We start from the raw sequence: 12,019 nt of genomic DNA, 5'->3' as shown, positions 1-12,019 counted from the left end.
CAACGGCCCGGCAACCTGCGCCCGTCAGGATCGGTTCATGACGGAGCCGGTGCACCCTCCCGAGTCCCCTGCCTTTCCCGCCTTCCTCCACCCCCAGTCCCTCCCCTTCGGCAGTGCGGCCGAGCTGCTGAGCCGGATCACCGCCCAACTCGGGACCCAGCTCAGCGGTCTGCGCCCGCCCGGAGCCCGGCGTAACGGAGCCCCTGCATGCCCACCCTCGTCGCCGTCGCCCACGGCAGCCGTGATCCGCGCGCCCTCGACACCGTCACCGCCCTCCTCGAACGCACCCGCGAGCTCCGCCCCCGCCTCGATATCCGCCTCGGCCACATCGAGCTGAACGTCCCGCTGCTCGACGACACCCTGCGTGAGCTGCGCGGCGCGGCGGTGCTCGTCCCGCTGCTGCTGAGCCGCGGCCACCACACCAAGCGCGACCTGCCCGAGGCCGCGCGCCGCGCCCCGCACCTGCGGGAGGTCCGGATCGCCGCTCCGCTCGGCCCGCACCCGCTCCTCGTCGAAGCCCTCCACGACCGGCTGCTGGAGGCCGGCTGGACTCCCGGCACCGCCGTCGTCCTGGCCGCCGCCGGCTCCCGCGACCCCGAGGCCGCCACCGACACCCGGCGCACCGCCGCCCAGCTCTCCGAACGCCTCGGCGGGGTCCCGGTCGTCCCCGGCTACGCCTCCGCCGCCGCGCCGGCCGTCCCCGACGCCGTCCGGGCCCTGACCGCCCGCGGCCACCGGGTGGCCGTCGCCTCCTACTTCGCCGCCCCCGGCCGGTTCGCCACGCAGAGCGCCGCCGCGACCGCCGGGCCGGCCGCCGAACCGCTCGGCGACCACCCCGCACTCGCCCGGCTGCTGCTGCACCGCTACGACCGGGCCCTGGCCACCCCGTGCCCGCAGACCGCCCCCGCCGGCCTGGATCTCGTCACGGCCTGATCCCGGTTTGTCGGTCCTTCCGGTTAACGTCAATGCATGGAAGGCACCCTGCACGACCCGTACGATCCGTCCGCCACCGAGCGCTGGGCCGCAGAACCCGACAAACGCCCGGGCCGGACCGCCTTCCAGCGCGACCGGGCGCGGGTGCTGCACTCCGCCGCCCTGCGCCGGCTCGCCGGGAAGACCCAGGTCGTCACCCCGGGCACGCACGCCCACGACTGGGACGCCAGCCCCCGCACCCGGCTGACCCACTCCCTCGAATGCGCCCAGGTCGGCCGGGAGCTCGGCGCCGCCCTCGGCTGCGACCCCGACCTCGTCGAGGCCGCCTGCCTCTCCCACGACATGGGCCACCCGCCGTTCGGCCACAACGGCGAGGAGGTGCTCAACGACTTCGCCAAGGACTGCGGCGGCTTCGAGGGCAACGCCCAGTCCCTGCGGCTGCTCACCCGCCTCGAACCCAAGCGGTTCGTGCCCGACCCCCGCACCGGCGAGCTGGTGAGCGTCGGCCTCAACCTCACCCGCGCCAGCCTCGATGCCGCCACCAAGTACCCGTGGGCGCGCGGCGGCCACCCCACCGACCCAGCCTCGGTCAAGTTCGGTGCGTACGACGACGACCTGCCGGTCTTCGAGTGGCTGCGGCAGGGCGCGCCCGCGGACCGCAAGTGCTTCGAGGCCCAGGTGATGGACTGGGCGGACGACGTGGCGTACTCCGTCCACGACTTCGAGGACGGGCTGCACGCCGGGCACCTCGACCCCAATCTGCTGTTCGCCGAGCCGGAGCGGCGCGCCATCTGGCAGGTGGCGATCGGCCGGTACGTGCCGGCCGGCACCGACCCGGAGGAACTGCGCGAGGCCCTCGACCGGCTGATGGAGGAGGACTGGTGGCCGCACGGGTACGACGGCTCGGCCGTCGCCCAGGCCCGCCTGAAGGACGCCACCAGCCAGCTGATCGGCCGGTTCTGCCTGGGCGCCGAGGGCGCGACCCGGGAGGCGTACGGCACCGGCCGGCTGACCCGGTACGCCGCCGAGCTGGTGGTTCCGCGGGAGACCCGCAACGAGTGCGCCGTCCTGAAGGCCGTCGCCGACCTGTACGTGATGCAGCGCGAGGAACAGGAGCGGGTCCGGGCCGATCAGCGCATCGTCCTGGCCGAACTCGCCGAGGCACTGCTGGCCCGGGCCCCCGAGGGACTCGACCCGCAGTTCCGGGCCCTGTTCGATGCCGCGGCGGACGACCGGGCGAGGAAACGCACGGTCATCGACCAGATCGCCTCGCTCACCGACGCAGCCGCCCGCTCGCTGCACACCCGCCTCACCGCCCGGTCGCGGGGCGCCTCACGGTGAGCCGATCGGGCCACGGCCTCTTCACGCGGCAGGCTCAGTGCGGGACGCTCGCATGTGGTCGCATGTGACGCAGAGGTTATGAGGAGGCATCAGGTGGTCGACGCACACCGGACATTCGTCATCGTCGGCGGGGGTCTGGCCGGGGCAAAGGCGGCGGAAACACTGAGGTCGGAGGGGTTCACCGGCCGGGTGATCCTGATCGGCGACGAGCGCGACCACCCGTATGAACGGCCGCCGCTGTCGAAGGGGTACCTCCAGGGGAAAGAGGAGCGCGAAAGCGTCTTCGTCCACGAACCCGGCTGGTACGCGCGCGCCGACATCGAGCTGCACCTGGGCCAGCCCGCCGTACAGCTGGACCGCGAGGCCAAGAAGGTGGTGCTGGGCGACGGCACCGCGATGCACTACGACAAGCTGCTGCTGGCCACCGGCGCCGAACCGCGCCGGCTGGACATCCCCGGCACCGGCCTGGCCGGGGTGCACCACCTGCGCCGGCTCGCGCACGCGGAGCGGCTGCGCGGGGTGCTGGCCACCCTCGGCCGGGACAACGGGCACCTGCTGATCGCGGGCGCCGGCTGGATCGGCCTGGAGGTGGCGGCGGCGGCCCGCGGCTACGGCGCCGAGGTGACCGTGATCGAACCGGAGCCCACCCCGCTGCACGCGGTGCTCGGCCCGGAGCTCGGCCGGCTCTTCGCCGATCTGCACACCGAGCACGGGGTCCGCTTCCACTTCGGTGCGCGGCTGACGGAGATCACCGGGCAGGACGGCATGGTGCTGGCCGCCCGCACCGACGACGGCGAGGAGCACCCGGCGCACGCGGTGCTCGCCGCGATCGGCGCGGCCCCGCGGACCGCCCTGGCCGAGACCTCCGGGCTCGCCCTGGTGGACCGGTCCCACGGCGGCGGCATCGCGGTGGACGCCTCGTTGCGCACCTCCGACCCGGACATCTACGCGGTGGGCGACGTGGCGGCGGCCCACCACCCGCTGCTCGGCACCCGGCTGCGGGTCGAGCACTGGGCGAACGCGCTCAACGGCGGCCCGGCCGCGGCCCGCGCGATGCTGGGCCAGGCGGTCAGCTACGACCGGGTGCCGTACTTCTTCTCCGACCAGTACGACGTGGGCCTGGAGTACTCGGGGTACGCCCCGCCCGGCGCGTACGACCAGGTGGTGATCCGCGGTGACGCGGCCAAGCGGGAGTTCATCGCCTTCTGGCTGTCGGAGGGCCGGGTGCTGGCGGGCCTGAACATGAACGTGTGGGATGTCACGGAGCCCATCCAGGCGCTGGTCCGGTCGGCGGTGGTGGTGGACCGGGAGGCGCTGGCCGATCCCTCCGTCCCGCTGACCTCCCTGGTCCCGGCCGCGGCGGCGGAGGGCGCCTGACGAGGGCGCCTGACGGATCTGTCGTACCCCGGCCGTAGAATTCACGCGTGGCAGGCAGGATCAATGACGACGACGTGAAGGCGGTCCGGGACGCGGTCCCGATCGACGCCGTCGTGTCCGAGTACCTCCAACTGCGCAACGCGGGCGGCGGCAACCTCAAGGGCCTCTGCCCGTTCCATGACGAGAAGTCCCCGTCCTTCCAGGTCAGCCCCAGCAAGGGGCTGTACCACTGCTTCGGCTGCCAGGCGGGCGGGGACACCCTCGATTTCATCATGAAGATCGACCACCTCTCCTTCTCGGAGGCGGTGGAGCGGCTGGCCGGACAGGCCGGCATCACCCTCCGGTACGAGGAGGGCGGGTACACCGCCGGGACCAGCGGGCGCGGCGAGCGGATCCGGCTGGTCGAGGCACACAAGGCGGCGGCGCAGTTCTACGTGGAGCAGCTGGAGTCCCCCGAGGCGGAGATCGGCCGGAAGTTCCTGGCGGGGCGCGGCTTCGACCAGGCGGCAGCCGCGCATTTCGGGGTGGGCTACAGCCCGGCGGGCTGGGACCACCTGACCCGGTTCCTGCGCGGGCGGGGCTTCAGCGACAAGGAGCTGATCCTGTCCGGGCTGGCCCAGGACAGCCGCAGCGGGAAGCCGATCGACCGGTTCCGCGGCCGGCTGATGTGGCCGATCCGCGACATCACCGGCGAGGTGGTGGGCTTCGGCGCGCGCAAGCTGCGGGACGACGACAACGGCCCGAAGTACCTGAACACCCCCGAGACGGCGATCTACAAGAAGTCCCAGGTGCTGTACGGCATCGACCTGGCGAAGAAGGAGATCGCGAAGACCTCACGGGCGGTGGTGGTCGAGGGCTACACCGATGTGATGGCCTGCCATCTGGCCGGGGTGACCACGGCGATCGCGACCTGTGGCACGGCCTTCGGCGGGGACCACATCAAGATCCTGCGGCGGCTGCTGATGGACAACGCCACCGCCGAGGTGATCTTCACCTTCGACGGTGACGCGGCGGGCCAGAAGGCGGCGCTGCGGGCCTTCGAGGACGACCAGAAGTTCGCGGCGGAGACCTCCATCGCGATCACCCCGGGCGGGATGGACCCCTGCGAGCTGCGGCTCGCGGAGGGCGACGCGGCGGTGGCCGCCCTGGTGGACTCGCGCACCCCGCTGTTCGAGTTCGCGCTGCGGCACATCGTGGCCCGGCACAACCTGGAGAACCCGGCCGGCCGGGCGGCGGCGCTGGACGAGGCGGCCCCGGTGGTCGCAAACATCAAGAACATCGCCATCCAGCACGAGTCGGCGGTGCAGCTGGCCGGGATGCTGGGCGTGCGGGACGAGCAGTTCGTGGTCAAGCGGGTGGCGCAGCTGGCCCGTTGGGCGCGGGACCGGGGCGGGGCCGGCGGCCCGGGCGGCGGCCCCGGCGGCCCCGGTGGCCGCGCGCAGCAGTCGCAGCGCGGGCAGGGGCGCGGGCAGGGGTACGAGGCGGCGCCCGGGCCCGCCCCGGCCGGCGCGCCGGGCCCGGCGCTGAACCTGCGCAGCCCGGCCCACCGGACCGAGCGCGAGCTGCTGAAGCTGGCGCTGCAGCGGCCCGAGCTGGTCTCCCCGGCCTTCGATGCGTACGGGGCGGACGAGTTCACCGCCCCGCCGTACGCGGCGGTCCGGCAGGCCGTCCAGGACGCGGGCGGGGCTGCGCAGGGCGGCGAGGGCTATCTGGCGCGGGTCCGCGAGGCGGCGCCGAACGACACGGTCCGCGCGATGGTCACCGAGCTGGCGGTGGAGGCGGTCCACACGAAGTCGGTGGACGAGATCTACGCCGGCGAGCAGCTGGTCGCGGTCCGGCTGCGGGCCGTCGAGCGGCGGGTCAACGAGCTCAACAGCTCGATCGCGCGGCTGAATCCGCAGACCCAGGCGGAGCAGCACCAGGCGGTCAACCAGGAGCTGTGGGTGCTCCGCCAGTACGGGCTCCGGCTGCGCGCCCAGGGCGCGGCGGGGCTGTAGGCCCGCGCACGCGTCAGGTCGCGCACGCGTCAGGTGCGGTGCCGCCAGTCGCCGCCGGGGATCGCCAGGCCCGTCTCGGCCAGGCGGCGGGCCACCGGCCCAGCCGCCAGGTAGACCCAGGCGCGGACCGTGCTGCCGTCCGCCCGGTGGGCCTCCGCGGCCACCCGGTCGTACACATTCCGCGGCCGGCCGGGCCCGTGGTACTCCTCCAGCCGGTCCAGATCGGCGAGCAGCTCCTCGTACACGCCCGGCGCCGCGGTGATCAGGTCGCCGATGACCGAGGTGCCGGGGTGGTGCACGGCGTACGGGTAGCCGGGGCCCTGGTAGAGCAGGGCGTCCGGGAGCCGGGCGGGCTCCTCGGCGGCCGTGCGGCCCCGCAGGAAGAGGTCGTGGTTGTACTCCCCGGGGCGCAGGGTGCCGTACACGAAGAAGGGCAGCTCGGGCTGCCCCGTCGGCTCGGGCAGCTCCGTCACGGTGCGACCTCCGCCGCGACCCAGTCGAGGTAGTCCGCGCTGCCGTGCACCACGGGCGTGGCGATGATCTCCGGTGTGTCGTACGGGTGGCCCGCCGCCAGCCGGGCCTCGAGGGCGGGGTAGCTCGCGGCGGTGGTCTTGAACAGGACCTGCCACTCCTGGGCGGTCTCTACCTCGCCCTTCCACCGGTACACGGAGGTGACCGGGCCCGTGACCTGGGCGCAGGCGGCCGTCCGCGACTCCACGGCGTCCCGCGCCAGGGCGGTGGCGGCCTCCGCCGAATCCACGGTGGTCAGCACGGTGACGACCGCCACCGCCGCCGGTTCGGGTACGGGCCGGTCGACCGATGCCATGGGAGTCCTCCTCGGATGGAAACGTCATGGAGATTCTCGCTCCCGGACGCCGTGGCCGGCCTCGGGGGGCTCTCGCCAACCCCCCTCACCCGGACGGCGGGTGGCGGCCGGGCGGCCGGGACCCCGCGGCTGACCTGGGCGGACGGCAGCTCGCGGCGGAGGACCGGGCCGGATGTGACGGCGTATCAGCAGGCGCGTCGGCGACTGCCGGGGTGAGATCGGCGCACGGCCCCGCGTCACCAGGAGCGGGGAGCAGGAGCAAGGAGCCCCCATGCGCCGACACACCGCCCAGCTGCTGACCGCCACCACGCTGACCGCCACCGCGATCACCGGGCCGGTCACGGGTGCGGTCGCGCTGTCCGGACCACTCGCCCCGGGGGACTTCGCTCCGCTGGAGGTCTGGCCGAGGTCCGCCGCCCCCGGCACCACCGTCACCGTGAACACCACCGCCTGCGGGCCGGACGGGCACGCCGACGGCGATGGCACCACGGTCGGCGGGGGCAGGTTCCGGCTGCTGCCAGGCACCCACAAGGAGGTGGTCGTGGGGCAGTTCCAGGTCGCCCACGACGCCCGCCCCGGCAGCTACGCAATCGGCGCGACCTGCGCCAACGGCAAGTTCGCCACCGGCGATCTGGTCGTCACCGAGGGCCGTGGCCCGCAGGGCCACGTCCGGACCGGAGTCGGCGGCGGTACGACCACCACCGTCGACCCCGCCAAGATCACGGCGGGAGCGGCAGTGCTGGCCGCGGTCGCCGTCGGCGGTACCTGGCTCCTGCGTCGCCGGGCGAGCGGCACGCGGAGCTGACGGGCGCCCACCGCGGCCCCGGCCGCGGTCCGACCGGTACCGCCCCCCCGTCGCCCGCCCCGTGTGGTCCCCCCGTTCGCGGGGCCGGGCGACGGCCCGTCACCGTCACACCGAGGGGCAGTCCATGGGAGGCGACACCCGCACGGCCGGTCGCGCCGGCCTCCTCGCCCTCGCCGCCTGTCTCGGCGTCTGGCTGGTCACCAGCGGTTCGGCCGAGCAGGTCCGGCCGCCCCAGCCCTCCCCCGCGGAGGCGATGGGTCCACCACTCCCCAGTCCACCCGGTCCGCCCGGCCCAGCCGGCCCGGCCGGCCCGGCAGGCCGCTCCGGGGCGGCGTTCGCGCCCTTGCCCGGTTCCCCGCCCACCCGGATCCGGATCCCGTCCATCCAGGTGGATGCGCCGCTGACCGGGCTCGGCCTGGAATCCGACGGCCGCCTCCAGGTCCCGCCGCCGGCCCGCCGCGACCTGGCCGGCTGGTACCGCGACGGGACCACCCCCGGCGCGGCCGGCACCGCCGTCATTGCGGGCCATGTCGACCACGCCACCGGCCCGGCGGTCTTCTACCGCCTGGGCGCGCTGCGCCGCGGCGCCACGATCGAGGTGCCGCGCGCGGACCGCCGTACCGCCGTGTTCACCGTGTACGCCGTCGAGGTGTACGACGCCCGGGCCTTCCCGGATGAACGGGTGTACGGTCCGGCGCCCCGGGCCGAGCTCCGGGTGATCACCTGCGGCGGCGGCTTCTCACCGCGCACCGGCTACCGCGGCAACGTGGTGGTCTACGCCCACCTCAGCGGGTCCCGACAAGAGCGGCCGGGCCGGTCAGGCCCACTGCTCCCAGCCGAGCTTGAGCACCAGCGCGCACACCACGGTCAGCAACACCACCCGGACGAACCCGCTGCCCTTCTTGAGGGCCAGCCGGGCTCCGGCCTGCCCCCCGGCCAGGTTGAAGACCGCCATCAGGGCGGCCAGCTGCCACATCACCACGCCCTGGAAGGCGAAGACGATGAGGGCACCGGCGTTGGTCCCGGCGTTCACGATCTTGGCGGTGGCGGAGGCGGTCAGCAGGTCGAGGCGGAGCAGTCCGGTGAGGATCAGCACCAGGAAGGTGCCGGTGCCGGGGCCGAGCAAACCGTCGTAGAGGCCGATGCCGACGCCCGCGAGGAGGATCGCGGCGACCATCCGCTGCCGGGTGACGGGTCCGCTGACCGGCACCGCCCCGAACGAGGGCCGGAAGATCACGAAGGCGGCGACCAGCAACAGCACCACCATGATGACCGGCATCATGGCCTCTTTTTGGATGGACCCGGCGAGCAGGGCACCGGCGGCAGCCCCCGCCATCGCCGCCAGACAGATCCGGAGCGCCACCTTCACATCGACGGGCGCCTTGCGCGCGAAGGTGATGGCCGCCCCGGTGGTGCCGACGATCGACACCGCCTTGTTGGTGCCGAGCGCATGCGTGTACGGCACGTTGGAGGGCAGTCCGAGCAGCAGGGCGGGCAGCAGCACTAGCCCGCCGCCGCCCACCACCGCGTCGATCCAGCCCGCGGCGGCGGCCACCAGGCACAGCACGATGATCATCGTCAGGGATATGTCAGGCACGGGCACGACCCTATGAAGGAGATGGGTGCAACACCCATCAACCTCCGTTTTCTTGCGCAAGGCTTGAGCTTTCCCGGGGCGGGACCCGGTCCGGGGCCACCGGAGCGGCCGGGTCCACGGCCGCCGTCAGCACGCTCGCGGCGAGCACACTGGCCAGCCCGAGCCCGGCCGCCAGCCGCCGCGCGGGCGGTACGGCGGCCAGGACGCCGGACAGCAGGCCGGACCGCGCGGAGGGCCTGCGGTGCCGGGCCCGCACGGACGCCGCCCCGCCGGACGTGCCCCAGCCGGAATCCGGCGGGGGCACGGCCAAGGCCACGTGCAGGGGGTGCCGCTGATCGGGCATGAAACAGGTGCCTCTCGGATGGATCGGATCGGAACGGATCAAAACTCGGGGGTCAGAAGCTGAAGCACTCGGAGTGGATGCGTTCGGCCGGGACCCCGGCCCGGCGCAGTGCCGCCCAGGTCGCCTCGGCCATCCCCGGCGGCCCGCACAGGTAGACGTCGTGCTCGGCCAGGTCCGGCACCAGCGCGCGCAGCGCCTGCGGGGCGAGCGGGTCGTACGCCCCGTCGGACGGGCCGAGCAGATAGTGCAGCCCCGCCTGCCGCCCGGCCGCGATGGCCTCCAGCTCGGCCCGCAGCACCAGGTGCTCCTCGGCTCCGGCCCGGTAGAGCAGGGTGAGCTCGCCCGGCCCGCCCGGCAGCGTCTCGAACAGCGCCCGCATCGGGGTGATCCCGACCCCGCCGGCGATGAGCAGCACCTTGGTGCGGGTGCGGCGGGCCGCGGTGAGCGCCCCGAACGGGCCGGTGGCGATCACCCGGGTGCCGGGCCGCAGCCGGCGGATCCGGCGGCTGTGCCCGCCGAGGGCCTTCACGGTGATGCGGAGGGTGTTGTCGCGGACCGGCGCGGAGAGGGAGAACGGCAGGGCCGTGTGCCAGAGCCGGCGGTGCAGGAACCGCCAGCGCAGGAACTGGCCGGGCTCCGCACGCAGTTCGGCCAGGTGCGCCCCGTATACGACCACCGACACCACCCCGGGCCCCTCGTCGCGGACCTCGGCGACCCGCAGCGTGTGCCGCAGGGCCTGCCGTACCGGGACCACCGCCCGGTACCAGACCAGCAGTACGGCGACGGTGGCGTGGGCGAGGGCCCAGAACCAGCCGAGCAGGTCCAGATCGGGTCCGGCGAGCTGGTGGACGAAGCCGAGGGCGGCTGCGAGGTACACGGCCAGGTGGACGCCCCGCCAGGTTTCGTGGGAGAGGCGGCGGCGTACGGCGCGGGCGGAGGTGACGCCCACGGCGGCCAGCAGCACGGTGCCGGCGGCAGCGGCGGCAAGCGCGGGATAGCCGAGCAGCTCCCGGGCTGCGGTGAGTACGTCGATCCCTTCGTGCACGGCGTACCCGAGGAGGGCGAAGAGGCCGTGGCCGCAGCAGAGCAGCAGGACGTGCTTGCCGCCCGCGGCGTGCCAGCGGGCCAGCCGGTCGGCGCCGACGCCGTGCTCGACGGCGGGCACCCGGGCCATCAGGAAGAGCAGGACCAGCACCCCGTACCCGGCGAGCAGGCCGGTGAGGTGGGCGGCGGTGGCGAACAGGGCGTCGAGCCTCGCAGAGGGCCGCACCTGGGCTGCCCACAGCAGGACGACCGCCCCCGCCCCGCCGGCCACTGAGGCCCTCATCCGTCCCGCCGCATCGTGCATACGAGGCACGCTAGACGCCGCCGCGGGCTACCAGAAGATCCTTAAGCCGGGCTTGAGGAAGGCCTCACGGGCACTTAACCCGGGGTGGGAGGCCAGCGTTCCGTCCGGGTAACAGGAGCGATGCGGCAGGGAAACAGCAGGCGCGCACGCTCGTCCCATGACCTCGCAACAGCGTGTGGTGGTGATCGGGGGCGGCCTGGCCGGCCTCCGTCTCGCCCAGCGCCTCGCCCCCGCCTCGGTGACCGTGACCGTACTCGGCGAGGAGAGCCACGCCCCCTACAACCGGGTGCTGCTCGCCGAGGTCCTGGCGGGCCGGTACGCCCCCGAGGTCGCCGCCCTGCCGGCGGCCGGGCCGGGGCTCCGGCGCGGGGTGCGGGCGGTCCGGATCGACCGGGCCGAGCGGCGGGTGCACGGCGACGACGGCTCGGTCGAGCCGTACGACACCCTGGTGCTGGCCACCGGCTCCAACCCGGTGCTGCCGCCGCTGCGCGGCCTGTTCGAACCGGAGGGGCGGGACCTGCCGGACGGGGTGCACCCCTTCCGCACCATGGACGACTGCCTGGCCCTGGACGAGGCGATGCGGCCGGGGCTGCGGGTGGTGGTCATCGGCGGCGGGCTGCTCGGCGTCTCGGCCGCCCGGGCGCTGGCCGCGCGGGGTGCGCAGGTGGTCCTGACCCAGCAGGGCGAACGCCTGATGGAACGCCAGCTCGACGCGGAGGCGTCGGCGCTGCTGCACGCTCACCTGGGCACCCTGGGGGTGGAGATCCACACCGAGTGCCGGGTCCGCGGCCTGACCTCGGACCCGTCCGCCGGGGCCGCCGGCCGCCGCCGGGTCACCGGGGCCGAGCTCGCCGACGGGTACCGGCTGGACGCCGATCTGGTGGTGCTGGCCTGCGGGGTGCGGCCCCGGGTGGGGCTGGCGCAGGCCGCCGGGCTCGACGTACGCCGCGGCATCCTGGTCGACGACGAGCTGCGCACCAGCAATCCGCACATTCACGCCATCGGCGACTGCGCGGAGCACGCCGGGCAGGTGTACGGCCTGGCCGGCCCCGCCCTGGAGCAGGCCGAGGTGCTGGCCACCATCCTGAGCGACCGCGCCGACGACCGCGCCCACCAAGGCACCGGCGGCGCCGGCGGTGGCGTGACCGACAACGCCCCCCGCACCTACACCGGCACCCGCGCCCTCACCCGCCTCACCCTCCCCACCGGCATCGACCTGGCCGCCTTCGGCCAGACCACCCCCGGCCCCGGCGACGACGTGATCCGCCTCGCCGACGCCACCCGCCGGACCTACCGCAAGGTCGTCGTCCGCGGCGACCGGCTCGTCGGCGGAGTGCTCCTCGGTGAGCTCTCCGCCGTCGGAACCCTCGCCCGCACCTGGGAGGGCGACGAACCCCTGCACGCCACGCACCAGCTGATCCACCTGCTCACCGACGACGGAGGCTCCTGACA

The 12,019-nt window shown here is 74.5% G+C and carries 10 protein-coding genes and 2 pseudogenes; 7 read left to right on the top strand and 5 right to left on the bottom strand.

The window, feature by feature from the left end; translation table 11 throughout:
- Positions 1 to 37: 37 nt before the first annotated feature.
- From ABT123_RS10900 to dnaG, 4 genes and pseudogenes are all read left to right on the top strand, one after another.
- A pseudogene (locus tag ABT123_RS10900) lies at positions 38 to 933 on the top strand (sirohydrochlorin chelatase).
- Positions 934 to 969: 36 nt separating this feature from the next.
- Positions 970 to 2,274: a deoxyguanosinetriphosphate triphosphohydrolase gene (locus ABT123_RS10895; RefSeq protein WP_351311952.1), complete on the top strand. Its 1,305-nt coding sequence runs from the start codon at positions 970 to 972 to the stop codon at positions 2,272 to 2,274.
- Positions 2,275 to 2,367: 93 nt separating this feature from the next.
- A complete protein-coding gene (locus tag ABT123_RS10890; RefSeq protein WP_351311950.1) occupies positions 2,368 to 3,651 on the top strand; it encodes an NAD(P)/FAD-dependent oxidoreductase in 1,284 nt (427 codons plus the stop codon).
- A gap of 47 nt (positions 3,652 to 3,698) precedes the next feature.
- Positions 3,699 to 5,648 (top strand): DNA primase, encoded by a 1,950-nt coding sequence (gene dnaG, locus ABT123_RS10885; protein ID WP_351311948.1) that lies wholly within the window; start codon positions 3,699 to 3,701, stop codon positions 5,646 to 5,648.
- 29 nt (positions 5,649 to 5,677) lie between these two features.
- On the opposite strand, the gene ABT123_RS10880 is transcribed toward dnaG, so the two are convergent.
- Together ABT123_RS10880 and cutA are read right to left on the bottom strand one after the other, a co-directional pair.
- Positions 5,678 to 6,121 (bottom strand): gamma-glutamylcyclotransferase family protein, encoded by a 444-nt coding sequence (locus ABT123_RS10880; protein WP_351311946.1) that lies wholly within the window; start codon positions 6,119 to 6,121, stop codon positions 5,678 to 5,680.
- On the bottom strand, positions 6,118 to 6,474 hold the full coding sequence (cutA, locus tag ABT123_RS10875) for a divalent-cation tolerance protein CutA (protein ID WP_351311944.1): 357 nt from the start codon (positions 6,472 to 6,474) through the stop codon (positions 6,118 to 6,120). The genes ABT123_RS10880 and cutA overlap by 4 nt, the downstream gene beginning before the upstream one ends.
- Positions 6,475 to 6,745: 271 nt before the next feature.
- On the opposite strand from cutA, the gene ABT123_RS10870 reads away from it, so the two are divergent.
- Both ABT123_RS10870 and ABT123_RS10865 read left to right on the top strand, forming a co-directional pair.
- Positions 6,746 to 7,279, top strand: coding sequence for a GVDTG sorting domain-containing protein (locus tag ABT123_RS10870; protein ID WP_351311942.1), 534 nt, complete (start codon positions 6,746 to 6,748; stop codon positions 7,277 to 7,279).
- Between the two features lie 124 nt (positions 7,280 to 7,403).
- A pseudogene (locus ABT123_RS10865) lies at positions 7,404 to 8,078 on the top strand (class F sortase); the annotation flags it as partial.
- A gap of 18 nt (positions 8,079 to 8,096) precedes the next feature.
- Here the strand turns inward: ABT123_RS10865 and ABT123_RS10860 are convergent.
- Genes ABT123_RS10860 through ABT123_RS10850 form a run of 3 tightly spaced genes read right to left on the bottom strand, consistent with a single transcriptional unit; the run spans position 8,097 to position 10,567 of the window.
- Positions 8,097 to 8,876, bottom strand: a complete 780-nt coding sequence (locus ABT123_RS10860; protein WP_351311940.1) for a sulfite exporter TauE/SafE family protein — start codon at positions 8,874 to 8,876, stop codon at positions 8,097 to 8,099.
- A gap of 37 nt (positions 8,877 to 8,913) precedes the next feature.
- A complete protein-coding gene (locus ABT123_RS10855; RefSeq protein WP_351311938.1) occupies positions 8,914 to 9,219 on the bottom strand; it encodes a hypothetical protein in 306 nt (101 codons plus the stop codon).
- A 52-nt stretch (positions 9,220 to 9,271) separates the two neighbouring features.
- The gene (locus tag ABT123_RS10850; RefSeq protein WP_351311936.1) at positions 9,272 to 10,567 is read right to left on the bottom strand and encodes a ferredoxin reductase family protein; all 1,296 of its coding nucleotides are present in this window, start codon (positions 10,565 to 10,567) and stop codon (positions 9,272 to 9,274) included.
- A gap of 157 nt (positions 10,568 to 10,724) precedes the next feature.
- On the opposite strand from ABT123_RS10850, the gene ABT123_RS10845 reads away from it, so the two are divergent.
- Positions 10,725 to 12,017, top strand: a complete 1,293-nt coding sequence (locus tag ABT123_RS10845) for an NAD(P)/FAD-dependent oxidoreductase (RefSeq protein ID WP_351311934.1) — start codon at positions 10,725 to 10,727, stop codon at positions 12,015 to 12,017.
- Positions 12,018 to 12,019: the final 2 nt, after the last annotated feature.

Source organism: Streptomyces sp. NPDC002054 (genome assembly GCF_040296685.1).
GTDB lineage: Bacteria > Actinomycetota > Actinomycetes > Streptomycetales > Streptomycetaceae > Streptomyces.
The sequence above is the reverse complement of the archived record's forward strand: the minus strand, read 5'-3'. Positions and strand labels throughout refer to the sequence as shown.

Coding starts and splice junctions, on each gene's coding strand:
- cutA (WP_351311944.1), bottom strand. CDS start 6,474: ATGGCATCGGTCGACCGGCCCGTACCCGAACCGGCGGCGGTGGCGGTC.
- ABT123_RS10870 (WP_351311942.1), top strand. CDS start 6,746: ATGCGCCGACACACCGCCCAGCTGCTGACCGCCACCACGCTGACCGCC.
- ABT123_RS10845 (WP_351311934.1), top strand. CDS start 10,725: ATGACCTCGCAACAGCGTGTGGTGGTGATCGGGGGCGGCCTGGCCGGC.
- ABT123_RS10850 (WP_351311936.1), bottom strand. CDS start 10,567: ATGCACGATGCGGCGGGACGGATGAGGGCCTCAGTGGCCGGCGGGGCG.
- ABT123_RS10895 (WP_351311952.1), top strand. CDS start 970: ATGGAAGGCACCCTGCACGACCCGTACGATCCGTCCGCCACCGAGCGC.
- ABT123_RS10855 (WP_351311938.1), bottom strand. CDS start 9,219: ATGCCCGATCAGCGGCACCCCCTGCACGTGGCCTTGGCCGTGCCCCCG.